Raw genomic sequence first — 25,755 nt, forward strand, 5'->3', positions numbered from 1 at the left:
TTCAAGCTGAAACGTTCTTCGCGGCGGCCTCTTGAGCCTTGGCGATTTCCTGGTTGCGCAAGATAAAGCGCTGCAATTTGCCGCTAGGGGTTTTCGGCAATTCGCTGACAAATTCGATTTCACGGGGATACGAGTGCGCGGCCAGTCGTTTGCGCACGTGTTGGCGCAATTCTTCGGCCAGTTCCGGTGCAGCGCGGTATTGCGCACTGAGCACGACAAAGGCTTTGACCAGTTCGGTCCGTTCCGGATCGGGCTTGCCGACCACGGCCGCTTCGACCACGGCTGGGTGTTCGATCAACGCGCTTTCCACGTCGAACGGACCGACGCGATAACCGGACGTGGTGATCACGTCGTCGCTGCGACCAACGAAACTGATGCTGCCATCCGGGTTCCACTCCACGGTGTCGCCGCTCAGGTAATAGTTGCCGACGAAGGCCTTGGTCGGTGCGCCTTCGTAACCGGCGAACCAGCACATCGGCGATTGGGTGCGATCGATGGCCAGAATGCCCGGCTGACCGACGCCGAGTTCTTTGTACTCGTCATCCAGCACCACGATGCGGTGACCGGGCGAAGCGAAACCGGCGGCACCCATGTGGATCGGATGCTCCAGGCCATGGTGATTGCACAGCACCATGCCGAGTTCGGTCTGGCCATAGTGGTCGTGGATGACCACGCCGAGGTTGTCGGCGAACCAGCGAATCACTTCCGGGTTCAGCGGCTCGCCGGCACTGCTGACGATGCGCAGCTTGCCCTTGATCGAGCGGGCGAACTCGTCGCCACCCGCGATCAACAGGCGATAGGCCGTCGGCGAGCCGGTGAGGTTGGTGATCCCGTATTTGTTGATCACCCGGCAGGTGCTTTCGAGGGTGAACGGACCATCGTAAAAGGTGATCGGATGCCCCATGGCCATCGGCCCGGTAACACCGAAATAGATGCCATAGGCCCAGCCCGGATCGGCGACGTTCCAAAAGGCGTCTTCAGGGCGCAAGTCCACGGCGTCACGGGTGTAGCTCTGGAAGGCGACGATGGACTTGAGCGGAACGGACAGCGCTTTCGACGGACCGGTGGTGCCCGACGTGAACATCAGCAGAAACGGGTCTTCGCCGGTCAGCAGGACCGGTTCACACACAGGAGAATAATTCGCCAGTTCGGCCCAGAAACTGTAATCGCCGCGGACGATGCCTTGGCCTTTGGGACCGGCGACGGTGACGATGGTCGGACAGTCGGCGACTTCAGTGAGTTTGGAACGATTGCCCGCGTCGGTGACTACCACTTTGGCGCCAGAGGAGCTGAGGCGGTGTTCGATGGCTTTCGGGCCGAATGCCGTGAACAGCGGCTGGTAGACCGCGCCGATGCGCCAGGTGGCGAATACGGTGATCAAAAGTTCGATGTTACGTGGCAGGAGACCGGCAACCTTGTCGCCTTTTTTCACGCCTTGGGCCAGTAGGAAATTGGCTAAACGCGCAGCTTTGTCCTGCAAGTCGCTGAAGGTGTAGGTCGCGCTGGCGCCATCGCGACCTTCCCAGAACAGCGCGATGCGCCCCGGCAAGGCATGCCGGTCGCAACACTCGACGCAGGCGTTGAGAGCAGTCAAATCGCCCGCGAGTGCGGCGTCGACGGTGTGCTGATAATTGAACTGTGATGTGGCAGACAAGTAATCGCGCATTGCCAGAATCCCTCTGTGTTTTTATTAGGTTGGGGGAACCGTAATTAACAGGGAAATACTCGCTCCGCGCGGGGCGCGGGACAATGGTCAAAGCTATCAAGTTGCGTGACTGGTTTGGCCAAGATCCAAGGGATGTGGCGCCTTTAAAGGCCTCATCGCGAGCAAGCTCACAGTGGATTTGTGTCAGGTCACCTGTGTGAATCCAACACAAAACCATGTGGGAGCGAGCTTGCTCGCGATGGCGTCAGCACCGACACCAAAGCCCTCGGATCAGTCGGCTTCGTTGAGAATCAGGCTGCGGTAATGCCCCGGATTTGACCCCGACCACTTGCGAAACGCCTTGTAGAACGAACTGGTATCGGCAAAGCCCAAACGCGTAGCAATCTCGGCAAAGCTGATGGTCGGTTCTGCCAGCCAAACAATCGCCAACTCCTTGCGCACGCTGTCCTTGAGCCCCTGGTAAGTCTGGCCCTCTTCAGCCAGGCGCCGACGCAGCGTCGAAGCCGACATGCACAGCTGTTGCGCCAGCGCTTCGGTTTCCGGCCAGTGTTCGGCGGGCAGTTGCCGCAAATCGTGCTTGATCCGGCTGGCCAGGCTCTGCGGGTCGCGGTACTTGACCAGAATATTCGCCGGTGCATGGGCCAGGAAACGCTTGAGTTCTTCGGGGCTGCGCTTGATCGGCAAATCCAGGCACTCGGCCGAGAAAATCATCCGCGTGCGCGGCCGGTCGAAACGCAGGTTCTCGGAGAACATCACCTGGTAGTCATCGCAGAAATCAGGCGTCGGGCACCGCAACTCGATGGCCAGGATCGGAATCCGTCGCCCCGCCAGCCAGCAGGCGACGCCGTGGACGATCATCCAGTAAGTGAAATAAGTGAAGGCACGGCGCGGGTCCTGGTCGTCTTCGAGCAGGACGATTTCCGCAAGGCTTTGTTGACGAACCAGTTGCGCGGGCAGGTGTTCAAGCATCAACGACAAAAAGCTCAAACCCGAGGTAAGGCCGGCGGCCAGGCTCGGCTGGACCATGGAGCAGCGACAGAGAAACTCCAGGCTGCCGGATTTGAGTTTGCGCGGGTCCATGCCAAAAAACTCATCGTCCCGGCGCCGGGCCAACAAGCGCCACAACCTTGCATAAGCAGTGGCCGGTACGCGTGCATCGCTGCTTTCGAGCAGTGCCGGATCGATGCCGACTGTGCTCATTACCTCGTCAGTGGTGGCTCCCGGAGCACAACTTTGCAACAGCGCTTCACGCACCAGTTGAATGGAGATGGTGTCTTTTTCCGACATAAACGTCACTCGGGTGCACTGATTAATCTGTCGGCCATCTTAGGCAGCACGGAGTAAAAAGCCAGTCTTGCGCAAAATCCGGCTCAATTACCTGGCCCTGTGGCCGATAGGCTGTTGCTGGGAATTCCCGAATAGACATGGAGTTGCAAACGTTATGATCGTCGGCATTGATTTGGGCACCACCAATAGCCTGGTTGCCGTTTGGCGCAACGGCGCGCCCGAACTGGTTCCCAACGCCCTGGAAAGTCTACTGACCCCAAGCGTGGTGGGCCTTGACGACGAAGGTCGAGTGCTGATCGGTCAGGCTGCAAAGGAACGTTTGCAGACTCATCCACAGTTGACGGCGGCATTGTTCAAACGACACATGGGCAGCGCTCATGAACTTCGTCTCGGCACCCGATCGTTCCGCCCGGAAGAGCTGTCGGCACTGGTGTTGCGCAGCCTGAAGGAAGACGTCGAACGCCTCTACGGAGAAACTGTCACTGAAGCAGTGATCAGCGTACCCGCCTATTTCAACGACGCTCAACGCAAAGCCACGAAAATCGCTGGCGAATTGGCCGGCCTCAAGGTCGAACGACTGATCAACGAACCGACTGCCGCGGCCCTCGCTTATGGACTGCATCAACGCGACAGCGCCAGTTCGTTTCTGGTGTTCGACCTCGGTGGCGGCACCTTCGATGTGTCGATCCTCGAACTGTTCGACGGCGTCATGGAAGTGCGCGCCAGCGCTGGCGACAACTTTCTCGGCGGCGAAGACTTCGACACCGTGCTGGTTCAGGCCTTTGTCGCCGCACACGCCAACTGTAGCGACATGCCCTCACCGACGGAACCGACTATCGCCCATCGCCTGCGCCGCGAAGCCGAGCGCGTGCGCCATGCCCTTGGCCAGGCCGACAGCGCGACCTTCGTCCTGCGCCATGGCTCCGGTCAATGGGAGCAGACGTTCACCCAGACACAGTTGGCCGAACTCTGCGCGCCGCTGCTCGTGCGTCTGCGCACACCGATCGAAACCGCGCTGCGCGACGCGCGTATTCGGCCATCGGAGCTGGATGAAGTCCTGCTGGTGGGCGGCACGACCCGCATGCCAATGATCCGGCGGATGGTGGCCGGGTTGTTCGGTCGGTTCCCTTCGATTGCGCTTAACCCGGACGAATCGATTGCGCTGGGTGCAGCGGTGCAGGCAGCCCTGAAGGCACGGGATGCCGCACTCGAAGAGGTGGTGTTGACCGATGTTTGCCCCTACACCTTGGGCATCGAAGTCGCGGTCAGCGTCGGCGAAAGTACGCAAGCGGGTCATTACCTGCCAATTATCGAGCGTAACTGCGTGGTCCCGGTGAGCCGGGTCAAAACCGTCTCGACCCTGCGCCACCATCAGCGCGTTGTGCAGTTGAAGATTTACCAGGGCGAAAGTCGTTGGGTAAAAGAAAACATTTATCTGGGGGAAATGGACATCGAGGTGCCCGTGGCGCCGGCTGGCGAGATCAGCATCGATGTACGCTTCACTTACGATAACAACGGCCTGCTCGAAGCCGAGGCGCTGATAAATCGTACCGGTGAGCGTCGGACCCTGGTGATCGAAAACAATCCCGGTGTACTCGCCCCTAAAGAGATTCAGCAACGCCTGACTGCGCTGGCCAACCTCAAGGTTCATCCGCGCGAGCAACAGGTCAACAGCCTGCTGACTGCGCGCCTTGAACGGCTGTATCAGGAAAGTCTCGGCGATTTGCGCCAACGGCTCGATCACATGGCCAACCGTTTCCAGCAGATGCTCAACACCCAGGACGAACGAGCGATACGCGAACTGCGCTTGCAACTGACGCAACAGCTCGATGAACTGGAACAGGGGCTGTGGCGGTGAATTGCTGGGCCATTCTGGGGCTGGAAGCCGATGCTGACTCACGCAGCATCAAACGCCAATACGCAACGCTTCTCAAGGTACACCGCCCGGATGAAGACCCGACCGGTTTTCAGCGTCTGCGCGAAGCCTACGAGCAGGCGATGGAGTGGAGCCGCCGCGAACCCACGGTTGTACGACAGGCTCTTGCTCCGTCACTTGAAGCGGAGCTCAGTTTCGAGCTGGAACATGTACGGTTTGAACAGCGCGCCGGAGCGCAACAGGCCGAGCAGTTACTGGCAGACGTTACGGTAGAGCGGCTCGATGAACGTCTGGCGCAGGCACGGGTGTCTCACTGCGCCCGAGAGTTCGAAGATCAGTTATTGATGATGTGCCTGTCACCGCGCGACGACGGGATGTTGCTGGCCGCCTGGGGGCTGGTGCAGTTCAACTGGCTCAGTGCCTGGCAACGCCTGGATTTATCCTCGCAAGCGCTGGAGTTGCTGCTTCGCGCTTACTGTAAGCATGTGGAAAAGGACTTGCGCGAGTTGCTTGACGCGGGCCAGGTCGACGCGTTCATCGAGCGCTTTGTGGCGCTCAAACAGGCCGACTGGTTGCAGCCGTTCGAACGCCACGACTGGTTTAATGAAACCCTGGCCCGTTTACTGGTGGATTCGAGCTTCTGGTCGGTCCACGTGTTCGAAACGCTGTGTTCACATCAGCACTGGTACGTCGCCGCGAACGAAGCCGAAATCGAAGGGCGTTGCCCGCCACCTTATTGGACGGCACTGTTGCAGCGCCGAGATGACCAGGTTTTTGTTGAAACCCTGGAACGTCTCGCCGACCTGAATGATCGTGAGCCCCAGAGCCGCGCAGCACGCTTGTTACTGACGCCAATGACCGACACCGAGCGAAGCGCCTTCGCCCGGAGGTTTTTTGAAGCGGACTGGAATGCCTGCCGCACCCTCAGCGAGAAGCTCCAGCGCCTGGGCCCGGCCCGATGCCGCCAAATGCCAAACGGCGATCCATTTTTCTGGAAGCCCCTTGTGCAGCCCCGCCAGGCCTGGCCCATGTTTGCCGGGTTGCTGGGGGCATCACTTACCTGGGCAGCCGGTGAATACCTCAGTGATAAATCGGGTATCGGCGCAAGCTTCGCCGCGATGCTGTTCTGGCTGTGCGTGTTGGCTACGCCGAGCGCGGCATTGTTGTGGGTCTGGTGCCCGATGGCGGACCGGTTCTGGTCATTGGACGTGCGTTTGAGTCGCGCTGTTTCGCCTCGACTCAGCTTCAGACGCCCTGCCCCGCTGGTGCTGCGCGAGTTGCTGCCCTGCTGGTTGATGGGGGCGCTGACATGGGCCTGTTGTGGCGCGGCGGCATTTGCCAGCTACACCGTGGTGCTGCTAGCGCTAGGAGGATTGAGTCGTATCGCCTGGCCGGAAACGCTGCACATCAAGCCTCCCAAGGTTCGGCTGCCCGCTTTGGAACGCGCACCGTCGATTGCTCTGATGATTGGGGTCATTGGTCTGACGCTCCTGTTTTACACCATTGCCAGCAGTCAGTTGATGGGCCCGGATCAAGGATTACAACCTTTTTCCAAACGCAGTTGCAGTGGGCCCCTCGACAGCCGTCAGGAATGCCGGATCGCCCCCACGCAGGAGCAATGGTATGGGCAATCACGCGCGCAGGAGGGTCATCGATGAACAAACGCGTTAAGGCAATCGCAATTACCGCCGTGCTGACAGTCACCTTTCTCGGTATGTTGAGAGAGCATCAAAGCACCCTCCTGACCCCAATTCAGCGCTGGATCCATGAACCCGACCTCGCCGAGCGAGAAAAGTCCATCGCCCTTCGCCCGCTGATTGCCTGCCTCAATTCAGTCGACAGCCGCTGGCGTCACGCCTACGCCAACTACTTGAACCGGGACCGCAAAGTCGACCCGACCCTGAAAGAACGCTTTCCCGAGGACTTCGACCAGATGATCGGCATCCGCGAACGGCTCAATTACCCGAGCGTCCACGATGCTTATTCCTGTCAGTTGAACGCGTTGCAAAAAAACAGCCTTCAGAAAACGGTACCTGAGTTGCTAGCGATGCAAAATCGCTTCGAAACGTCTCTGCGGGCCGCCAACGAAGCAGCCGGGCGCTTCGATTTTTTCAGTCCCAGGCCGACCTATTCGCCCAGCCCTGCGGACAAGGCCGAGCGCGACGGCCTGTTTATCCCGTTAGTCAATGACTACCTCAATGCTTCTGACCAACTGCGTCGCGAGCTTGATGCCGAGGACGTCGGTTTGCGGCAGATTCAGCTCGAGCAACTCAAGACCCGGGATCAACTCAAGTACGCGCACATCCTCACCTACATGCTGGAAGCACGAACCCTCATGCGCAAGCTCGACAGCCGTGTGCGTGAGCGTACCTTCACCGCCAGTGATCTGAGCGACGCGACACTCATGCTGCAACAGGCCTGGGACGACGGCACCCGTTACATGCAAGCCAACCCGGCAACCAGCAACGCCGATTACCCGGAAAACATCTGGAACTATGTGCGTTCACCCGGCAAGAACTATCTGGATGCCGTTAACAGGCTGCGAGTCGACTGGGCGGCCAACGCCTCGCCACAACAGCTGAGTGATGACTTCGAGCGGATCGGCCGCCGCTATGATCAGTTGATCGAGGTGTACAACGATCGGGTGAATCCGCTGTTTTGACGACGCATTGAACAATGCGTTCAGGTTAGGCTCAGGTAAATACCAATGAATGCCATTTGGGAATGAGTGTCATTATGTTGCAAATTAGCACCCCATCTAATGACGCCGCGGTGCTGAATGCTTGTTCCTTTTCTGATCATGCTGCGCGAAGGCATTGAAGCCGCGCTGATCGTTGGCATCATCGCCAGCTACCTCAAGCAGACCGGTCGAGGCCAGTGGATGCCGGCGGTGTGGATCGGCGTATTCCTCGCCGCGGCCCTGGCCCTGCTGGTGGGCGGTGGCCTGGAGCTGGTCAGTGCCGAGTTCCCGCAGAAGCAACAGGAACTGTTTGAAGGGGTGGTCGGCCTGGTCGCCGTGGGCATTCTCAGCTCCATGGTGTTCTGGATGCGCAAAGTCGCGCGTTCAATCAAACAGTCGCTGCATGTTTCTATCGATCAGGCGCTGACCGGTTCCAAACCGATTGCCGCCACGGCGACCTCAGTGTGCAGTTCTGCTCCAACACCACCGACACCAACATCCACGCCCTGCGCGACATCGTGAAAAACCTACCGGACTTACTGCTGGTGCGTTGGAAACAGGAAGGCTGCGTGCCGCCCCAGGCCCCGGCAAAACCCGGAATGCCTGCGCAAAGTGCGCGCAACTTTCTCGGTTTTCGCGACGGCTCAGCCAACCCCGATTCCAACAATGCCAAGTCAATGGACAGCATCGTCTGGTTTCAGCCCGGCAGCGACGAACCAACCTGGGCGGCCAATGGCAGCTAACAGGCCGTGCGGATCATCCGCAACTTCGTCGAGCGCTGGGACCGCACGCCGCTGCAGGAACAGCAAAGCATTCTCGGCCGGGTCAAGAACACCGGTGCGGCGATGGGCGGCGAGCATGAAACCCAGGTCCCGGACTATGCCAAGGACCCTGAAGGCAAGTTGACCAAGCTCGACGCCCCGGAAAAAGTGGTTGGCGGCGCCGCCGCCCTGCTTGAAGAAGTCACTGCGACCAAGATCTCCGGTGAAGAGGATCGTTACAGCCACACCGACCTTTATGACTTCCAGGGTAACATCGACGGTGCGAAGAAAATCGTCGATTTGTTCCGTCCGCAGATCGAAAAGCAGGACGCGGCCTTCATTGCCAAAGTCGACAAGAACTTCGCGACGGTGAACAAGACGCTGGCCAAGTACAAAACCAAAGACGGCGGTTTCGAGACGTATGACAAGGTGAAGGAAAACGACCGCAAGGCGCTGGTCGGGCCGGTGAATACACTGGCTGAGGATTTGTCGACGTTGCGTGGGAAGTTGGGGCTGAACTAAACGTCGGCGTTGTCTGCGAAAAGATCGCAGCCTTCGACAGCTCCTACGGGTGTACGTCGTCCCACTGTAGGAGCTGCCGGAGGCTGCGATCTTTTGCTTTAAGCCTTACAGAATGCGATAGAGCAACCGCTCGATCCGCACACGACTCACGCGCTTGAGAAACTTGGCCACCCCCGCCGGGTATTCCAGCAGCGTTTCCAGTTCCTGGTAACGCTCGATGCGGCGAGTGTTCTCGAAAATCTCCGCCAGCTCTTTACGACGCGGCTCCAGCAGTTCGCCTTTCGGATCATCAATCAGCAAGGCGTTTTCCAGGTCGAGTCGGAACGCCCGCGGGTTGAGGTTGTTGCCGGTCAGCAAGGTGTAGCGCTGATCGATCCACATGCCCTTGAGGTGATAGGTGTTGTCGCCGTCACGCCACAGATGCAGGTTCAACTGGCCGCTGTCGACACTGCGATGATGACGCTTGGCGAAACGCCGCAGGCTGATCTCGTAAAGGTACGGCAGCGCCGAAATCACCTTGAACGGCTCGCTCGGCGGGATGTAGAAGTCGTTGGCCGTCTTGTCGCCGACGATGATGTCGATCTTCACGCCCCGCGCCAGTGCCCGATTGATTTCCCGGGTCACTGTCAGCGGCAGGTTGAAGTATGGCGTGCAGATGGTCAGTTGATGCTGAGCGCTGGCGATCAACTCACAAATCACCCGACTCAGCGGGTTGTTCTTGCCTACACCGAGCAATGGACTGACCGATAAACCGCCCTTTTCCGTGGTGCCTGTCGTGGTGTCATACGCCGCGTGCTTGAGGCGGCTGCGCAAGTCGCCGATGTCGTTGCGCAGGCTGCGGGTGGTTGGCAGGTTCGGCAAATCAAGACGATGCACCGCTTTGGAAGCGATCAGACCGTGCTGAATCAGGTGCTGCATTGAATCGGCCAGGGCGCTGTTCTGCAGCAGGTGATAACGGTCGTAGCGGTATTTGTCGAACTTGTGCAGGTAAACGTTGTTCAGACTCGCGCCGCTGTAGATCACACAGTCATCGATCACGAAGCCTTTCAAATGCAGCACGCCGAACAGCTCTCGGGTCTGCACGGGAACGCCATACACCGGCACTTCACTGGCATGAGTCCGGGTGGTTTCCTGATACCAGGCCGAGTTGCCCGGCTGCTTGCCGGCGCCGATCAAGCCGCGCTGGGCGCGCAACCAGTCAACGACCACCACCACGTCCAGTTCCGGACGCGCCAGCTTGGCCGCGTGCAAGGCATCGAGAATTTCCTGGCCGGCTTCATCCTGTTGCAGATAGAGCGCGACGATGTAAATGCGCTGGGTGGCGCTGGCGATCTTTTCCAGCAGGCACCGGCGGAACTCGGCAGCGCCGGAAAGAATGGTGACGGCATCGGCGGTCAGCGGAAAACTGCGCAGTTTGGGCAGCAGAGAGCGTTTGAAAAGCGACGGCATAGGGCTCGCAAAAAGGTCGAATCCGAAGAACCCGAGAGCTTACACCATGGATGGGTTCGGGTCTTGTTACTGACTGTAATGGCCCCATCGTCGGAACGCCGCCCGGAGACAAGCTCGCTCCCACATTTGAAATACGTTCCCCTGTGGGAGCGAGCTTGCTCGCGATAGCAATTTTGTAGGCGACGGAAATACCTGCTTGACCAAGGAGAACGATCATTCTACTGTTCGCAACATGAACGAAATAACCAGCAACGACACACGCGACATCATTCTGGATGTCACCGAAAAGTTGATCTACAAAAGTGGCATCGCTGCCACCGGGATGGATCTTCTGGTGAAAACCGCCGGCGTCTCCAGAAAGAGTATTTACCGCTACTTCGCCAACAAGGAGGAGCTCACCGTCGCGGCCCTGCAACGCCGAGATGTGCGCTGGATGCACTGGTACAGAAGCGAAGTCGACCAGGCCGAAACCCCGGCCGACCGGCTGCTCAACCTGTTTACCGTGCTCAAGGCCTGGTTCGCCTCCGGAGGCTTCCGTGGCTGTGCATTCATCAACACCAGCGGCGAAACCGGCGACCCGCAAGACCCGGTTCGCCTGGTTGCCAAAGACCACAAACAGAAGCTGCTCGACTATGTGCGCGAGCTCTGCACCGAACATGGCGCCACAGACCCGGAGACGCTGGCCAAACAGCTGCTGATCCTGATCGACGGTGCCATCACCGTGGCGCTTGTCATGGGTGATCACAGTGCCGCCGATAATGCGCAATGCATGGCGCGAAAGTTATTGGACCTGTAACACTTTAACCAAGCCCGACAACTTGCTAGAACTTTACTTTGATAGGAAGACTATTAATGTTTAATGCCGAAGTTCGTCCGCCATTGCCGCCATTCACCCGTGAATCGGCCATCGAAAAAGTACGCCTGGCCGAAGACGGCTGGAACTCCCGCGACCCGGAACGGGTGTCGCTGGCCTACACCCTGGACACCAAATGGCGCAACCGCGCCGAGTTTGCCTACAACCGCGAAGAAGCCAAAGGTTTCCTGACGCGCAAATGGGCCAAGGAACTGGATTACCGCCTGATCAAAGAACTTTGGGCCTTTACCGGCAACCGCATCGCCGTGCGTTATGCCTACGAATGGCACGACGACTCGGGCAACTGGTTCCGCTCGTACGGCAACGAAAACTGGGAGTTCGACGAGAACGGTTTGATGGCCAATCGGTTTGCCTGCATCAACGACATGCCGATCAAGGAAAGCGACCGCAAGTTCCACTGGCCGCTGGGCCGTCGCCCGGATGATCATCCAAGCTTGTCCGACCTGGGCCTATAACTTCTGACTTGAAATGATATCCCCCCTGTAGGAGCTGCCGAAGGCTGCGATCTTTTGAGTTTGCTTTTCAAGGGCAAGATCAAAAGATCGCAGCCTTCGGCAGCTCCTACAGGGAGACCGAGGAAATCAGGCTACTGCAGCGGTGTGCGTGACCTGCGCTTTAGCTTCCAGCTCACGCACCAACGGCAACACCCGCTGACCGAAATACTCCACCTCTTCCTGAAAATGCAGAAACCCCGCCAACACCAGATCCACGCCCACTGCTTTCAGCGCAACGATCCGCTCGGCAATCTGCTGCGGCGTACCGATCAGGTTGGTCTTGAAGCCGTCGTTGTACTGCACCAGATCCTCGAACGTCGACTTGGCCCAGTTGCCCTCGCCCTCAGGTGAAGCCCTGCCCGCCTGCTTCGCCGCATCGCCAAACGCATTCACCGCCTCGGGGTCTGCCTGATCGATGATTTGCGCCAGCACGGCTCGCGCTTCTTCTTCGGTGTCGCGGGCAATGACAAACGCGTTCACGCCGACTTTCACCGAATGGTTGTTCACCGCAGCCTTGGCGCGGATGTCATCGACCTGGGCCTTGATGCCTTCCGGGGTGTTGCCGTTGGTGAAGTACCAGTCCGAAACCCGTGCCGCCATGTCCCGAGCCGCGCGGGAACTGCCACCCTGGAAGATTTCCGGCTGACCCAGCGGTTTGGGTTTAAGGCTGTAGTTGTCGAAGCGGTAGAAGTCACCGCGAAAGGTGAAGTTGTCCTGGCTCCAGATGCCCTTCAGCGAGCGGATGAATTCTTCGGAACGGCGATAACGCTCGTCGTGTTCCAGCCAATGTTCGCCAATCGCCTGGAATTCACCCTTGAACCATCCACTGACAATGTTCACCGCCACCCGTCCGTTAGTCAGTTGGTCGATGGTCGCCAGTGCCGGTTGCCAAGGGCCAGGAAGGATGGCGGCGATCACTTTCAGGTTGGTGGTGGCGGCCAGTAGCGCATGGCTGAAGGCGACGGATTCGTGCTGGTACTCGGCGCCGTAACCGGCGGTGAAGCGGATCTGCGTCAGGGCGTATTCAAACCCCGCCTCCTCGGCCAGTTGCGCCAGTTTGCGGTTGTAGTCGATGCCCCAGTGGGTGCGTTGCTCGATTTTGCTGACCACCAGCCCGCCGCTGACGTTCGGCACCCAGTAGGCAAATTTGACGGCTTGCTGACTCATTGGCATGTCCTCGGGACGTTAGGGAAGTCCTGGGGTGAGAGCAGCAACCGTGCCAGCACTGAAACGTGGCTTGCGGAACGACTGTCTTAAGCCTGGCGAGCACCCTGTGGGAGCGAGCCTGCTCGCGAAGGGCCTATGAAGTTCAACATCTATGTTGACTGACCCACCGCTTTCGTCGGAACGCCGCCCGGAGCCGGCTCGCTCCCACAGTGATTTGCGGTGCGTCGGGGCAATTTGCTGCTTTGTTGTTGCTACAGCAACAGTTCAGGCCTCATCGAAGATCACACTCGCCAGCAAATCCTGGCTATCTCTACCCGGCATGGACCGTGCAATCCCCAGTGACATCCACTGCTGATCCAAGGAGCCGTCCCATGACCGAACACCAGGTAATCAATCCGCTGTCCACTGGCACTGACTATGAAGCGCTGGCCGCAAGGTTCCGGCCGATTTTCCAACGCATCGCCGCCGGTGCCGTTGAGCGCGAACAGTCCCGCAGCCTTCCGTACGAACCGATTCAGTGGCTCAAGGAAGCCGGGTTTGGCGCGGTGCGGGTTCCGATTGAATATGGCGGTGGCGGCGCCTCCCTGCCACAACTGTTTGAGCTGCTGATCGAATTGGCCGAAGCCGATTCCAACGTCCCTCAGGCCTTGCGCGGGCACTTCGCATTTGCCGAGGATCGCTTGAACTCGGCGCCCGGGCCGGCGCGGGATCTGTGGTTCAAGCGCTTCGTCGACGGTGACATCGCCGGCAATGCCTGGACCGAAATCGGCAGCGTGGCGATTGGCGACGTCATCACCAAAGTCTCGCCTCACGGTGATCAGTGGCGGCTCAACGGTGAGAAGTTCTACAGCACCGGCAGCCTGTTTTCCGACTGGATCGACGTCTACGCGCAACGCAGCGACACTGGCGGCGATGTGATTGCTGCGGTCCGGACCCGCCAGCCGGGCATCGTGCAGAGCGATGACTGGGACGGTTTCGGCCAGCGCACCACCGGCAGTGGCACCTCACGGTTTATCGATGCCGACGTGGAGGCCGAGAACATCATCGACTTCGCCACCCGTTTCAAATACCAGACCGCGTTTTATCAGTTGGTGCTGCTGGCGACACTGGCCGGGATCGGTCGTGCGGCGTTGCGCGATGTGGCTCACCAGGTACGTGAACGCAAACGCATCTACAGCCATGGCAATGCGCAGCACGTCAGCCAGGATTCGCAAGTGCAGCAAGTGGTCGGTGAAATCGCGGCACTGGTGTATGCGGCCGAGGCCAGCGCCTTGAGGGCTGCACAACCGGCGCAGCGGGCGTATCTGGCGCGATTTTCGGGTGATGAAGCCTTGGAACAAGAAGCGAATGTCGCGGCGGAAATCGAATCGGCCAAGGCTCAGGTGGTGGTGTCGGAGCTGATCCAGCGAGCGACCACAGAGCTGTTCAATGCACTGGGGGCTTCGGATACGCGCGTGGGTAAATCGCTGGACCGGCACTGGCGCAATGCGCGGACGGTGTCGTCGCACAATCCGGTGATCTACAAGGCACGGATTGTCGGGGATTGGGCGATCAACGGGACCGAGCCACCGTTTGTGTGGCAGATCGGGAATGGACCTGAGCGCAAATCTGACTGACACACATAACACCAACGTAGGAGCTGCCTGTCGAACAATGGATAGCGCTTGACCGGTCGCCCGCAAGAACGGTTATAGGTAAGATATCGGCCCTTCCCCGCAGCCCTGTCCTGCGCCCCGCCGAATAAGCCGATTCCATGCCTTTCGAACTCAGCGTTGACCTCACCACCCTGGCCATTCTGGCCCTCGTCGCATTCATTGCCGGTTTCATCGACGCCATTGCCGGCGGTGGTGGTCTGTTGACCACTCCGGCGCTGCTGACCGCAGGCCTGCCGCCGCATCTGGTGCTGGGCACCAACAAACTCAGTTCGACGTTCGGCTCGGCCACGGCCAGTTTCACCTTCTACCGACGCAAGCTGTTCCATCCAAGGCAGTGGATGCACGCGATTGTCGGCACCTTGGTGGGCGCGCTGACCGGTGCCGTGGTCGCTCACTACCTGCCGGCGGAATGGCTGAACAAGATGCTCCCGGTGATCGTTTTCGGCTGCGGCGTCTATCTGTTGTTTGGCGGCACGCCGAAAGCGCCGCTGGACAGCGACGCACCGATCAAGAAAAAGTGGCAATCGACCCAAGGCTTCGGCCTCGGGTTTTACGACGGCGTGGCCGGTCCCGGCACGGGTGCGTTCTGGACCGTCAGCACGATGCTGATGTACCCCATCGACTTGGTGAAGGCCAGCGGCGTGGCGCGCAGCATGAACTTCGTCAGCAACATTGCCGCACTGTCGGTGTTCGTGTTTTCCGGGCAGGTGGACTGGATCATCGGCCTGAGCATGGGCCTGTCGGTGATGGTCGGGGCGTTCTTCGGGGCTCGCACCGCCATCAGCGGCGGCGCGAAGTTCATTCGCCCGGTGTTCATCACAGTGGTGCTGGGCTTGACCGTGCGGTTAGCTTGGCAACACTGGTTCAGCGTGGCCTAAGCGCCGCGCTACATAGACGTCGATCAGGTAACGGGCAATCGAGCGTGACGCCGGCAACGGCGGCATGTCGCGTACGTTGAACCACTGGGCGTCTTCGATCTCGTCTTCCTGACACACAATCTCGCCACCGGCGTATTCGGCATGGAAACCCAGCATCATCGAATGCGGGAACGGCCAGCACTGGCTGCCCATGTACTGGATGTTCTTGACCTCGATCTGCACTTCTTCGCGGACTTCGCGAATCAGGCAGTCTTCGGCCGACTCGCCCGGTTCGGCAAACCCCGCCAACGTGCTGTAGACCCCGCTGACAAAGCGTGGCGAACGGGCCAGCAGGACTTCATCGCCCCGGGTCACCAGCACAATCATGCTCGGCGAAATGCGCGGGTAGCTGCGTAAATCACACGGCTCGCAATACATCGCCCGTTCCCGGGTCACTTGGGTCATCGCCTGCCCACAGTTACCGCAAAAGCGGTGTTCGCGGGCCCAGGTGCCGATTTGCGCGGCATAACCGAGCACCTTGTAGATCGTATGGTCGCCTTCGAGCATGAACGCCCGCAGGCCTTTCCAGTTGCAGCCCGGCACATCGCTGTGACTGCGCAGTTCCAACAAATAGACCGGTTCGCCGTCCAGGTGACCGATGCCATGTTCAGCAAGGATCGACAGGTCCTGGCGCTTGAGCCATTCGCGCGAAAACAGCGCGCCATTGTCATCGAACAGAAAGCCTTCGGGGCTGCGCGCCACGGCCCAGCCGCCGGGCTGGTCGGTGTCCAGTACTGCAGTGGTCCAGCGTGAAGTCATTTTTAATCAATCCAGAAATTCGGGTTTCTGTTTGCTCATATGGGCGGCCATGGCCACGCGCAGATCGGTGGATTGCAGCATGGCGGCGTTCCAGGTGGCGACGTATTCGAGGCCGTCATCGATGCGATGGTCGCGCATGTAGCTGATCATCTCTTTGGTGCCGGTGATCGCAATCGGCGACTTGCTGGCGATCTCGCGGGCTATGCCCATGACTCCGTCGAACAGGCTGGCCGTGTCGCTGTAAACGCGATTGACCAGGCCCATGCCACGCGCTTCTTCGGCACCGAACGCGCGACCAGTGTAAGCCAGTTCACGCAGCATGCCGTCACCGATGATCCGCGGCAAGCGTTGCAAGGTGCCAACGTCGGCAGCCATGCCGATGTCGATTTCCTTGATCGAGAATTGCGCATCTTCGGCGGCGTAACGCATGTCGCAGGCGGATATCAGGTCGATGGCGCCGCCCAGGCAATAACCCTGAACCGCCGCCAGTACCGGTTTGCGGCAATTGTCGACGGCATTGAAAGACGCTTGCAGGGCGAGGATTTTCCGGCGCAGCAGGCGCGCGTTGCGCCCCACGTCCTTGCCCAGCTCATTGGCCACGCCGGCCAGCATCATCAGGTCGATGCCGGAAGAAAAATGCTTGCCCGCACCACTGAGCACCACCACCCGGACTTCGTCGGTGTCGTCGACCCACTGGAAAATCTCGATGATCTCGCTCCAGAACGCGACATTCATCGAATTGATCTTTTCCGGCCGGTTGATCTGCACATGGGCGATTTTATCGGCCAGTTCGACGGTGAACGCAGTGTACTGAGACATGGCAGTGATCCTTTTACCGGGCAGAAAATGAGGCCCGGACTATAACAAGGCAACATGGCCGGCTGTAAGGCAGCGGTTCGGCCAAAGACGGGACTAACCGCCGCGCACCACAACGGTGCATGAGCATTGCCGCGCTTCGCACATTCATGTGACATTTCGACTTTTTTTTGAGGCAAAACGGTAAAAAAACATGCCCTCCGTCGGTGCGTTTCTCTCTCCAAGCGGTACGTCCGTACCTCTTTAAACCGATTGTCGAACAATTTTTCCATCTGGCCTCCCCCGCTCTAAGTTCTGGCCTAGACTCAGTTCCGCGGGGCGAAACCGGCGGGTCACAAAGCGGAAAGAAAGTCGAAACTTTTGCCGCTGGTGACGGGTCAGGTTAAAGGGAGGTGCGTTGCGACTGGTGCAATCCTTGCAATGTCCACTTCAGCCATTCTGCTTCAACGCGTTGGCAGCGTTTGCTCACCGATGCGTAGCGCGTTTGCGCCCGGCCACAGGGATTGGCCACGAACAACCGTTTGCCAGACCTAAGAATTAGATCAACAACACGGGAGATTCATATGATCAGTGCGGCTTTAGATATTCAGGGAGAACGTGCTCATCAGCAGGTCGGCGAAACGAGCGCCGTGAGCGCCCTCAGTCACCAATCGATCAGCGTCCCAGGCACCAAGACGCTGGCACCGGTGGCCAGTCAGAATCCCAACAAGAAGAAAGTGCTGTTCGTCACCTCGGAGATCGCCGATCTGGTGAAAACCGGTGGTCTGGGCGACGTTTCCGCAGCGCTGCCGCGAGCCATGGCGCATTTGCACGATGTGCGCGTGTTGATCCCAGGTTACCCGCAAGTGCTGAATAGCGAAAACCCAATTCATATCATTGGTGAGCTCGGTGGTCACGCCGCGTTGCCCCCCTGCAAGATCGGGCGCATGGACATGCCCGACGGTCTGGTCATTTACGTGTTGATCTGCCCCGAACTCTACGAGCGCGAAGGTTCGCCTTACGGTGCCAACAACGGCCGCGACTGGCCGGACAACCACATTCGTTTCGCCCGTCTGGGCCTGGCAGCCGCCGATATCGCCGCCAACCTTGCACAAATTCACTGGTGCCCGGACCTGGTGCACGCCCATGACTGGCCTGCCGGTCTGGCGCCCGCTTACATGCACTGGCGTGGACAGCGCACCCCGACGCTGTTCACCATTCATAACCTCGCCTACCAGGGCGTGACCAGTCTTGGCTCGTGCCCGGAACTGGGTATTCCCATGCATGCCTTGCAACAGGAAGGCATGGAGTTCTACGGCAAAATGTCGTTCCTCAAGGCCGGCATGGCTTATTCGAGCCACATCACCACCGTCAGCGCCACCTATGCCCAGGAAATCACCACCCCGGCCTTCGGCTGCGGTCTCGACGGTTTTCTTGCCGCCAAGACCCAGCAAGGCCTGCTCAGTGGTATTCCCAATGGCATCGATGAAAGCTGGGACGCGGCTACCGACCCCCACCTGTTCTGCCCGTTCAAAATTGGCGATTGGGAAGGCAAAGCGGTCAACGCCGCCCACGTGCGTAAGCTGTTCGGCCTGGACGCCTGCGAAGGTCCGCTGTTCGCTGTGGTTTCGCGACTGGTCTATCAGAAAGGCCTGGACCTGACCGAAGCCGTCTCCGAGTACATCGTCAAATCCGGCGGGCAGATCGCGATCATCGGTCGTGGCGAGCCGGAAGAAGAACAAGCCATGCGTGAACTGGCCCTGCGTTTTCCAGGCCAGATCGGCGTGCGCATCGGTTTCAACGAGACCGACGCCCGTCGCATGTTCGCCGGCAGTGATTTTCTGCTGATGCCTTCGCGTTACGAGCCTTGCGGCCTGAGCCAGATGTACGCCCAGCGCTTCGGTTCCTTGCCGGTGGCTCGCAATACCGGCGGGTTGGCCGACACCATTGAAAACGGCGTGACCGGTTTCCTGTTCGACGAATCCACGGCCGAGAGTTATCAGGAAGCCCTGAGCCGGGCCTTCAAGGTGTTTGCCTTCCCCGACCTGCTCAATGCCATGCGCTGCCGGGCCATGGCCGCGCCTTTCAACTGGTGCAAGGCGGTCGAACCGTACGCCGAACTCTACGAAAAACTGGTGACCAAGGCGCTGGGTAAATCGGGCAAACATTAAGAGGTTTTCAACGATGCCGTTACGGACCCTTGAGACCTGGCCCCACGGCGCAATCATGCTGGACGCAGAGCACACGCGTTTTGCCTTGTGGGCGCCAGATGCGTTTTACGTCAGTGTCGAACTGGAAGATGGACAGTCCTTGCCGCTCCTGCCCCAAGCAGATGGCTGGTTCGTGATCAACACCCGCTGCCCCGCCGGCACGCGTTACCGCTACAACATCGACGGTGAGCTGGAGGTGCCCGACCCGGCCTCCCGCGCGCAGGCCGGTGATATCGACCGCCACAGCGTGGTGGTCGATCCACTTGCCTATCAATGGCAACACAGCGCCTGGCGCGGGCGCCCGTGGAATGAGGCGGTGATCTACGAGTTGCACGTCGGTGCGCTCGGCGGCTTCAGCGAAGTCGAGCAGCACCTGGCGCGCCTGGTGGAGCTGGGCATCAGCGCGATCGAATTGATGCCGCTGGCGCAGTTCCCCGGTGATCGCAATTGGGGTTACGACGGGGTTCTGCCCTACGCGCCCCAAGCCTCCTACGGCACTCCCGAACAACTCAAACACCTGATCGACACCGCCCACGGCCATGGCCTGGCGGTGATTCTCGACGTGGTCTACAACCACTTCGGCCCGGACGGCAATTACCTGCATCGCTACGCCAAGGGCTTCTTCCGCGAAGACAAGCACACCCCCTGGGGTGCAGCCATCGACTTCCGGCGGCGCGAGGTGCGGGACTTCTTCATCGACAATGCGCTGATGTGGTTGCTCGAGTACCGCTTCGATGGTTTGCGCCTGGACGCGGTGCACGCCATCGAAGACCCGGACTTTCTTCAGGAACTGGCGCAAAAGGTTCGCCAGCAAACCGATCCAGCCAGGCATGTGTGGCTGACCGTTGAAAACGAACACAACCAGGCCAGTCTGCTGGAAGAAGGCTTCGACGCGCAGTGGAACGACGACGGCCACAACGCCTTGCACGTGCTGCTGACCGGCGAAACCGACGCCTATTACGCCGACTATGCGCAAAACCCCACCGAACAACTGGCCCGCTGCCTGAGCCAGGGCTTCGTGTTTCAAGGCCACGTGACCCGTCACGGTACAACCCGTGGCGAGCCCAGCGGTCATTTGCCGCCTAGTGCTTTCGTGCTGTTTCTGCAAAACCACGACCAGATCGGCAATCGCGCCTTCGGCGAACGGCTGCATCAACTGGCCAACCCCGATGCGCTCAAGGCAGCCACCGCATTACTGCTGTTGTCACCGATGATCCCGCTGATGTTCATGGGCGACGAGTTCGCCGCCGAGCAACCGTTCCTGTTCTTCACCAGCCATCACGGTGAACTGGCGGAGCTGGTCCGCGAAGGGCGACGTAACGAGTTTGCAGCGTTCAGCGCGTTTGCTGATCCGCACAAACGCGAGCAGATTCCCGACCCCAACGCGCGCCAGACCTTCGAGGCTTCACGCCCCGATCTGACATCAACCCGACAATCCACCGTGCACGATCTGTATCGCAAACTGTTGCAGATCCGCCATCAGCAGATCATTCCCCGCCTCCCCGGTGCTCAAGCACTGGGCGCCGAGGTGCTGGCCGCCGGCGCAATAACGGCGCGCTGGCGACTGGGCGACGGCAGCCTGCTGTGCATCGACCTGAACCTCAGCGATACACCTGTGGTCCACTCCCCACAGGCCGACGCTTCGTTGTTGTTCGAATACCCGCCACAGTCAGCCGGTCTGTTGGATCAGGGCACGCTTGCCCCGTATTGCGCGCTAGTCAGCCTCACGGCCGCAGCCCCTTTGCTAACCCCGGATGGAGAGCGCCAATGAGCGATGCGCAACTGGAAATACTGGCCAGCCGAGCTGGCCTGGCTGTCGACTGGATCGACGCCAACGGCCGCCCACAAAAAGTCGCTCCATCAGTGTTACGCAACGTCCTCACCGGACTCGGCCACCCCGCCAGCAGCGCCCAGGAAATCGACGCCAGCCTGCTGCAATTGCAGGAAGTGCAACAGACCCGGCACCTGCCACCGCTACTCACCGCAGACTTCGGTGTCGGCCTCAGCCTGGCGCATTACTTTGAGCCCGAAACACCGTGCGAAATCCACCTTGAAGATGGCTCGCGACTTCATTTGAAACTGGATGCCGAGGCGATACTGCCCGGCCTGATCCCGGTCGGTTATCAACACGTCAGCATCGACGGACAGGAATTTACCTTGGCCGTTGCACCGACGCGCTGCTACAGCGTCGGCGATGCCGTAGGCAGTCCGATCCCTCGCACCTGGGGCCTGAGCGTGCAGCTGTACTCGCTGCGCCGTCCGGGCGATGGCGGTTTCGGCGATACCCAGGCGCTGGAAGACCTGGCCCGAGTCGCCGGCGAACGCGGTGCCGAAGCATTGGCGATCAGTCCGCTGCATGCCATGTTCGGCAGCGACACCCAGCGTTACAGCCCGTATTCGCCGTCCAGCCGTTTGTTTCTCAACAGTCTGTACGCCGCACCGGGCGCCATACTGGGTGAACGAGCGTTGCGCACCGCGATTGATGCAACCGGCCTCGCTGAAGAACTCAAGCACCTCGAAGCATTACCGTTGATTGATTGGCCGGTGGCGGCCGAAGCCAAACATCGCCTGTTGCAGGCGTTGTACGAAGGCTTTGTGCAGGGCGAACACCCGTTGCATGCCGACTTCAGCAGCTTCCGCCACGCTGCTGGCGAAGCCCTGGAAAACCACTGCCGCTTCGAAGCCATTCAAGAAGCCCGCGCCGCCAAGGGCGCAAGCCTCGACTGGCGGCAGTGGCCCGAGCAATGGCAGGACCCGCGCAGCGCTGCCCTGGCCGAATTCGCCGAAGAGAACGCCGGACGCATCGGCTTCTTTGCCTTTTGCCAATGGCTGATCACGCGCTGCCTGGAGCGCGCACAAACCGCCGCCCGCAGCGCCGGTATGAGCATTGGCCTGATCGCCGATCTGGCGGTGGGTGCCGATGGCGGTGGCAGTCAGGCCTGGAGTCGTCAGGACGAGTTGCTCGCCTCGCTGACCGTAGGTGCACCACCGGACATCCTCAACCGCACCGGTCAGGGCTGGGGGATTTCCGCGTTCTCGCCCGAAGGTCTGGTGCGCAATGGATTTCGTGCCTTCATCGAAATGCTCCGTGCCAATTTTGCTCACGCCGGTGGCCTGCGCATCGATCACGTCATGGGCCTGCAACGGCTGTGGGTAATCCCCAATGGCGCGTCACCCGCCGACGGCGCCTACCTCTATTACCCGGTGGACGACCTGCTGCGTTTGCTGACTCTCGAGTCCCATCGTCATCAGGCCATCGTCCTCGGTGAAGACCTCGGCACCGTGGCCGATGGTTTGCGAGAAAAGCTCATCGCCCGTTCGATCCTCGGCATGCGCGTGCTGCTGTTCGAACAGGACAACGCGCACTTCAAAACCATTCTCGACTGGCCGGACAACGCCCTCGCGACCACCAGTACCCATGACCTGCCGACGCTCAATGGCTGGTGGCATGGCCGCGATATCGACTGGAACGCCCGGCTGGGCCTGGTCGACGCCCCGGGTGAAATCGAATGGCGCCACCACCGCGAACGCGAGCGCGAAGGCCTGCGCCGGGTGTTGAGCGAGGACCCGCAGAACTTTCGCGAAGAGTCCCATGAAACCGATCAGGTGCTCGACGCCGCGATACGTTTCCTCGGTCATACCCGTGCGCCGCTGGTGTTGCTGCCACTGGAAGATGCCCTGGGCATCGAACAGCAGGCCAACTTGCCCGGCACCACCGACACGCACCCCAACTGGTCCAGACGCTTGCCCGGCGACAGTGAAGCCTTGCTCGATGACCCGGACGCCGCCCGGCGCCTGGAACTGCTCGCCTGTGCGCGGCTTCAGGCGGCCGAGCGTGACCAATGAAGCAAACGCTTATCCAACCGCTGCGGGCGACCCTGCGGCTGCAGTTCCATAAAGACTTCACGCTGGACGATGCGGTGCCGCTGGTGCCGTACTTCGCCAGCCTCGGCATCAGCCATGTCTATGCGTCACCCCTGCTGAGCGCCCGCGCCGGCTCCATGCATGGCTACGACGTCGTGGACCCGACCACGGTCAACCCGGAACTGGGTGGCGAAGCGGCGCTGCGGCGTTTGGTCAGCGCATTGCGCGAGCAGAACATGGGGCTGATCCTCGACATCGTCTCCAACCACATGGCCGTCGGCGGTGGCGATAATCCCTGGTGGCAGGATTTGCTGGAATGGGGACGCCTGAGTCCTTATGGCGAGTTCTTCGATATCCAGTGGCATTCACCCGACCCGTTGATGGAAGGCCAGTTGTTGCTGCCCTTCCTCGGCAGCGACTACGGCATCGCCTTGCAGGACGGCACCCTGCCCCTGCGCTTCGATGCGCAAAAGGGCGCGTTTTATGTCGAGCACTATGAGCATCACTTCCCGATCTGCCCGACGAATTACGGCGAACTGCTCAGAACCGATGACCCGCTGACCGCCGAATCGCTCAAGTCGCTGGCAGACCGCTTCAGCACCTTGAGCTACCAGACCGACGCCCACAGTCTGGCGATGCCGCTGAAAGCAGAGCTGCGTGAACTGGCCAATGATCCGGCGATTCTGCAGGCCATCCAGCAAAACCTCAGCGCTTACGACTCGCTCACCGCCGAAGGTTTCCAGCGCCTGCACTTGTTGCTTGAACGCCAAAGCTATCGCCTGGCCAGTTGGCGCACGGCGGCAGATGACATCAACTGGCGGCGTTTTTTCGATATCAACGAACTGGGTGGCTTGCGGGTTGAACGCCCCGCCGTGTTCGAAGCCACCCACGCAAAAATCTTTGAGCTGGTAGCCGAAGGACTGGTTGACGGTTTGCGCATCGACCACATCGACGGTCTCGCCGACCCTCGGGGTTACTGCCGCAAATTGCGGCGGCGGGTCGACAGCCTGTCACCGGATCGTCACCTGCCGATCTACGTCGAGAAGATCCTCGGCGAAGGTGAAACCCTGCACCGTGACTGGTCAGTGGATGGCACCACGGGTTACGAGTTCATGAATCAGTTGTCGCTGCTGCAACACGCTCCGGAAGGCGCCGACACCTTGGGCGAACTGTGGAATCGTTACAGCGAACGGCCCGCCGATTTCCGTCAGGAAGCGCAACTGGCCCGTCAGCAGATCCTCAACGGTTCCCTCGCCGGAGACTTCGAAAGCGTCGCCCAGGCCCTGTTGCAAGTGGCCCGGGATGACCTGATGACCCGCGACCTGACCCTCGGTGCGATTCGTCGGGCGTTGCAGGAACTGATCGTGCATTTCCCGGTGTACCGCACCTATATCAGCCCCCGTGGGCGTTCCGCTGAAGACGATGTGTTTTTCCAGCAAGCCATGGACGGTGCCAGGCTTACCCTCGGCGAGACCGACTGGCCGGTACTCGATTGCCTGGCCCGCTGGCTGGGCGGTGAATCATGGCGCAAACGCTCGTTGGGCCGGCCGCGCAAGATGCTCAAGCATGGCTGTGTGCGTTTTCAGCAACTGACGTCGCCGGCGGCGGCGAAGGCCGTGGAAGACACCGCGTTCTATCGTTCAGCGACGTTGCTGTCGCGCAATGATGTGGGCTTCAGCACCGAGCAGTTCAGCGCGCCGGTGGCCGATTTCCATGCGGCTTGCATCAACCGTCTTGAAGCGTTCCCCGATAATTTGCTGGCCACCGCGACCCACGACCACAAACGCGGCGAAGACACCCGCGCGCGCCTGGCGGTGCTGAGCGAGCGCAGTGCCTGGTACGCCGAGCAAGTCCCGCTCTGGCAGGCCCTCGCCCGGCCCCTGCGCGACGACGACCAGATGCCGACTGCGGGCGATGAGCTGATCCTCTATCAAGCGATCCTCGGCAGTTGGCCGCTCGATGTGCGCAGTGACGATCAAACAGCCTTGGAGAACTACACTCAACGGCTGTGGCAATGGCAACAGAAAGCCTTGCGCGAAGCCAAGTTGCAAAGCAGCTGGAGCGCGCCGAACGAGGCTTACGAACAAGCAGTTCAGCAATTCCTGCAACGTCTGCTTCTGAGCCCCGAAGGTGAACTGCTACGCGCTGCCCTCGGCAAAGCCGCCAAGAGCATCGCCGTCCCCGGCGCACTCAATGGATTGGCGCAAACCTTGCTGCGCATGACCGTGCCGGGGGTACCAGATCTCTATCAGGGCAACGAGTACTGGGACTTTTCGCTGGTCGATCCTGACAACCGCCGGCCGGTGGATTACGCCAGCCGTCAGCAGTCCATGCAGACGCCATTGGAACTGCCCGAACTGTTGGCTAACTGGCGTGACGGGCGCATTAAACAAGCGCTGATCGCTCATGTGTTGAACCTGCGGCTCGAACACACCGAGCTGTTTCGGCGAGGGACGTATCAAGCGCTTGAAGTCGTCGGCAGCGAGGCTCACCGGGTGCTCGCATTTGCTCGCTCGCTGGAAGGAAAACGCGCCATCGTGATCGTACCGATACGCTGCGCCGAACTGCTGAAAAACAGTGCCGAACCCCGGATTGACGCGCCGCTGTGGGGCGATACACGGGTCAAATTACCGTTCACCGCCCCTGATGAAAATTTGAAGGGACTTTTTTCAAGCACAACAGTCACACCCCAAAGGGAGCTGAACATCAGCGCCGCGCTAGGGGATTTCTCAATCAATGTTTTTATCCAAACTACCCCTTGAGTTCAGTTCAGGAGCAT

18 protein-coding genes and 2 pseudogenes are annotated in these 25,755 nt (G+C 60.1%); 14 read left to right on the forward strand and 6 right to left on the reverse strand.

Going from position 1 to position 25,755, the window contains the following annotated elements:
* Position 1 precedes the first annotated feature (1 nt).
* Together ACIQU2_RS12910 and ACIQU2_RS12915 are read right to left on the reverse strand one after the other, a co-directional pair.
* Complete coding sequence (locus ACIQU2_RS12910) at positions 2-1,666, reverse strand: AMP-binding protein (RefSeq protein ID WP_403141093.1); 1,665 nt, start codon at positions 1,664-1,666, stop codon at positions 2-4.
* A 270-nt stretch (positions 1,667-1,936) separates the two neighbouring features.
* A complete protein-coding gene (locus tag ACIQU2_RS12915; RefSeq protein ID WP_403141094.1) occupies positions 1,937-2,953 on the reverse strand; it encodes an AraC family transcriptional regulator in 1,017 nt (338 codons plus the stop codon).
* Positions 2,954-3,107: 154 nt separating this feature from the next.
* On the opposite strand from ACIQU2_RS12915, the gene ACIQU2_RS12920 reads away from it, so the two are divergent.
* The 6 genes and pseudogenes from ACIQU2_RS12920 to ACIQU2_RS12945 all read left to right on the forward strand — a co-directional run bounded on the left by ACIQU2_RS12920 (position 3,108) and on the right by ACIQU2_RS12945 (position 8,792).
* Positions 3,108-4,811 (forward strand): molecular chaperone HscC, encoded by a 1,704-nt coding sequence (locus tag ACIQU2_RS12920; RefSeq protein WP_403141097.1) that lies wholly within the window; start codon positions 3,108-3,110, stop codon positions 4,809-4,811.
* Entirely contained in the window at positions 4,808-6,487 is a 1,680-nt protein-coding gene (locus ACIQU2_RS12925) for a hypothetical protein (RefSeq protein ID WP_403141100.1), read from the forward strand. The genes ACIQU2_RS12920 and ACIQU2_RS12925 overlap by 4 nt, the downstream gene beginning before the upstream one ends.
* Positions 6,484-7,491 carry a DUF3829 domain-containing protein gene (locus tag ACIQU2_RS12930; RefSeq protein ID WP_403141103.1) on the forward strand — a complete coding sequence of 336 codons (1,008 nt, stop codon included), beginning with the start codon at positions 6,484-6,486 and terminating at the stop codon, positions 7,489-7,491. The genes ACIQU2_RS12925 and ACIQU2_RS12930 overlap by 4 nt, the downstream gene beginning before the upstream one ends.
* 117 nt (positions 7,492-7,608) lie before the next feature.
* Positions 7,609-7,947: pseudogene (locus ACIQU2_RS12935) on the forward strand (FTR1 family protein); the annotation flags it as partial.
* A 26-nt stretch (positions 7,948-7,973) separates the two neighbouring features.
* Positions 7,974-8,417 (forward strand): annotated as a pseudogene (locus ACIQU2_RS12940) (Dyp-type peroxidase); the annotation flags it as partial.
* Entirely contained in the window at positions 8,412-8,792 is a 381-nt protein-coding gene (locus ACIQU2_RS12945; protein WP_403141260.1) for an imelysin family protein, read from the forward strand. The pseudogene ACIQU2_RS12940 and the gene ACIQU2_RS12945, both read left to right, overlap by 6 nt.
* Positions 8,793-8,897: 105 nt before the next feature.
* On the opposite strand, the gene pssA is transcribed toward ACIQU2_RS12945, so the two are convergent.
* Positions 8,898-10,241 carry a CDP-diacylglycerol--serine O-phosphatidyltransferase gene (gene pssA, locus ACIQU2_RS12950; RefSeq protein ID WP_403141106.1) on the reverse strand — a complete coding sequence of 448 codons (1,344 nt, stop codon included), beginning with the start codon at positions 10,239-10,241 and terminating at the stop codon, positions 8,898-8,900.
* Between the two features lie 232 nt (positions 10,242-10,473).
* Here pssA and ACIQU2_RS12955 point away from each other — a divergent pair, with 232 nt between their 5' ends.
* Positions 10,474-11,037, forward strand: a complete 564-nt coding sequence (locus ACIQU2_RS12955) for a TetR/AcrR family transcriptional regulator (RefSeq protein ID WP_403141108.1) — start codon at positions 10,474-10,476, stop codon at positions 11,035-11,037.
* Between the two features lie 56 nt (positions 11,038-11,093).
* Positions 11,094-11,570 (forward strand): DUF1348 family protein, encoded by a 477-nt coding sequence (locus ACIQU2_RS12960; protein ID WP_403141110.1) that lies wholly within the window; start codon positions 11,094-11,096, stop codon positions 11,568-11,570.
* A 126-nt stretch (positions 11,571-11,696) separates the two neighbouring features.
* On the opposite strand, the gene sfnG is transcribed toward ACIQU2_RS12960, so the two are convergent.
* Complete coding sequence (gene sfnG, locus ACIQU2_RS12965; RefSeq protein WP_403141113.1) at positions 11,697-12,776, reverse strand: dimethylsulfone monooxygenase SfnG; 1,080 nt, start codon at positions 12,774-12,776, stop codon at positions 11,697-11,699.
* Between the two features lie 371 nt (positions 12,777-13,147).
* Between sfnG and ACIQU2_RS12970 the strand changes: the two genes are divergently transcribed.
* Positions 13,148-14,392 carry an acyl-CoA dehydrogenase family protein gene (locus tag ACIQU2_RS12970; RefSeq protein WP_403141115.1) on the forward strand — a complete coding sequence of 415 codons (1,245 nt, stop codon included), beginning with the start codon at positions 13,148-13,150 and terminating at the stop codon, positions 14,390-14,392.
* A gap of 137 nt (positions 14,393-14,529) precedes the next feature.
* Entirely contained in the window at positions 14,530-15,309 is a 780-nt protein-coding gene (locus ACIQU2_RS12975) for a TSUP family transporter (protein ID WP_046046975.1), read from the forward strand.
* Here ACIQU2_RS12975 and nudC read toward each other — a convergent pair.
* Both nudC and ACIQU2_RS12985 read right to left on the reverse strand, forming a co-directional pair.
* On the reverse strand, positions 15,277-16,107 hold the full coding sequence (gene nudC, locus ACIQU2_RS12980) for an NAD(+) diphosphatase (RefSeq protein ID WP_403141117.1): 831 nt from the start codon (positions 16,105-16,107) through the stop codon (positions 15,277-15,279). The two genes, ACIQU2_RS12975 and nudC, sit on opposite strands and share 33 nt — an antisense overlap.
* Positions 16,108-16,113: 6 nt before the next feature.
* Positions 16,114-16,926, reverse strand: coding sequence for a crotonase/enoyl-CoA hydratase family protein (locus ACIQU2_RS12985; protein ID WP_403141118.1), 813 nt, complete (start codon positions 16,924-16,926; stop codon positions 16,114-16,116).
* Positions 16,927-17,486: 560 nt separating this feature from the next.
* On the opposite strand from ACIQU2_RS12985, the gene glgA reads away from it, so the two are divergent.
* Genes glgA through ACIQU2_RS13005 form a run of 4 tightly spaced genes read left to right on the forward strand, consistent with a single transcriptional unit; the run spans position 17,487 to position 25,738 of the window.
* Positions 17,487-19,073, forward strand: a complete 1,587-nt coding sequence (gene glgA / locus ACIQU2_RS12990) for a glycogen synthase GlgA (protein ID WP_347805006.1) — start codon at positions 17,487-17,489, stop codon at positions 19,071-19,073.
* 13 nt (positions 19,074-19,086) lie between these two features.
* Positions 19,087-20,883, forward strand: a complete 1,797-nt coding sequence (treZ, locus tag ACIQU2_RS12995; RefSeq protein WP_403141121.1) for a malto-oligosyltrehalose trehalohydrolase — start codon at positions 19,087-19,089, stop codon at positions 20,881-20,883.
* Positions 20,880-22,958, forward strand: a complete 2,079-nt coding sequence (gene malQ, locus ACIQU2_RS13000) for a 4-alpha-glucanotransferase (RefSeq protein WP_403141124.1) — start codon at positions 20,880-20,882, stop codon at positions 22,956-22,958. Before treZ ends, malQ begins: the two co-directional genes overlap by 4 nt.
* The gene (locus tag ACIQU2_RS13005; protein WP_403141127.1) at positions 22,955-25,738 is read left to right on the forward strand and encodes a malto-oligosyltrehalose synthase; all 2,784 of its coding nucleotides are present in this window, start codon (positions 22,955-22,957) and stop codon (positions 25,736-25,738) included. Before malQ ends, ACIQU2_RS13005 begins: the two co-directional genes overlap by 4 nt.
* The last annotated feature ends 17 nt before the right edge of the window (positions 25,739-25,755 follow it).

The organism is Pseudomonas sp. NPDC098740 (assembly GCF_044760065.1).
In the GTDB taxonomy this organism is placed as follows: Bacteria; Pseudomonadota; Gammaproteobacteria; order Pseudomonadales; family Pseudomonadaceae; genus Aquipseudomonas; species Aquipseudomonas rossensis.

Excerpts from the sequence above, each read along its gene's own strand:
- glgA (WP_347805006.1), top strand. The coding sequence starts at position 17,487 with ATGATCAGTGCGGCTTTAGATATTCAGGGAGAACGTGCTCATCAGCAG.
- ACIQU2_RS12910 (WP_403141093.1), bottom strand. The coding sequence starts at position 1,666 with ATGCGCGATTACTTGTCTGCCACATCACAGTTCAATTATCAGCACACC.
- malQ (WP_403141124.1), top strand. The coding sequence starts at position 20,880 with ATGAGCGATGCGCAACTGGAAATACTGGCCAGCCGAGCTGGCCTGGCT.
- ACIQU2_RS12975 (WP_046046975.1), top strand. The coding sequence starts at position 14,530 with ATGCCTTTCGAACTCAGCGTTGACCTCACCACCCTGGCCATTCTGGCC.
- ACIQU2_RS12915 (WP_403141094.1), bottom strand. The coding sequence starts at position 2,953 with ATGTCGGAAAAAGACACCATCTCCATTCAACTGGTGCGTGAAGCGCTG.
- ACIQU2_RS12920 (WP_403141097.1), top strand. The coding sequence starts at position 3,108 with ATGATCGTCGGCATTGATTTGGGCACCACCAATAGCCTGGTTGCCGTT.
- nudC (WP_403141117.1), bottom strand. The coding sequence starts at position 16,107 with ATGACTTCACGCTGGACCACTGCAGTACTGGACACCGACCAGCCCGGC.
- pssA (WP_403141106.1), bottom strand. The coding sequence starts at position 10,241 with ATGCCGTCGCTTTTCAAACGCTCTCTGCTGCCCAAACTGCGCAGTTTT.
- ACIQU2_RS12930 (WP_403141103.1), top strand. The coding sequence starts at position 6,484 with ATGAACAAACGCGTTAAGGCAATCGCAATTACCGCCGTGCTGACAGTC.
- ACIQU2_RS12985 (WP_403141118.1), bottom strand. The coding sequence starts at position 16,926 with ATGTCTCAGTACACTGCGTTCACCGTCGAACTGGCCGATAAAATCGCC.
- ACIQU2_RS13005 (WP_403141127.1), top strand. The coding sequence starts at position 22,955 with ATGAAGCAAACGCTTATCCAACCGCTGCGGGCGACCCTGCGGCTGCAG.
- ACIQU2_RS12970 (WP_403141115.1), top strand. The coding sequence starts at position 13,148 with ATGACCGAACACCAGGTAATCAATCCGCTGTCCACTGGCACTGACTAT.
- sfnG (WP_403141113.1), bottom strand. The coding sequence starts at position 12,776 with ATGAGTCAGCAAGCCGTCAAATTTGCCTACTGGGTGCCGAACGTCAGC.
- ACIQU2_RS12955 (WP_403141108.1), top strand. The coding sequence starts at position 10,474 with ATGAACGAAATAACCAGCAACGACACACGCGACATCATTCTGGATGTC.
- treZ (WP_403141121.1), top strand. The coding sequence starts at position 19,087 with ATGCCGTTACGGACCCTTGAGACCTGGCCCCACGGCGCAATCATGCTG.
- ACIQU2_RS12960 (WP_403141110.1), top strand. The coding sequence starts at position 11,094 with ATGTTTAATGCCGAAGTTCGTCCGCCATTGCCGCCATTCACCCGTGAA.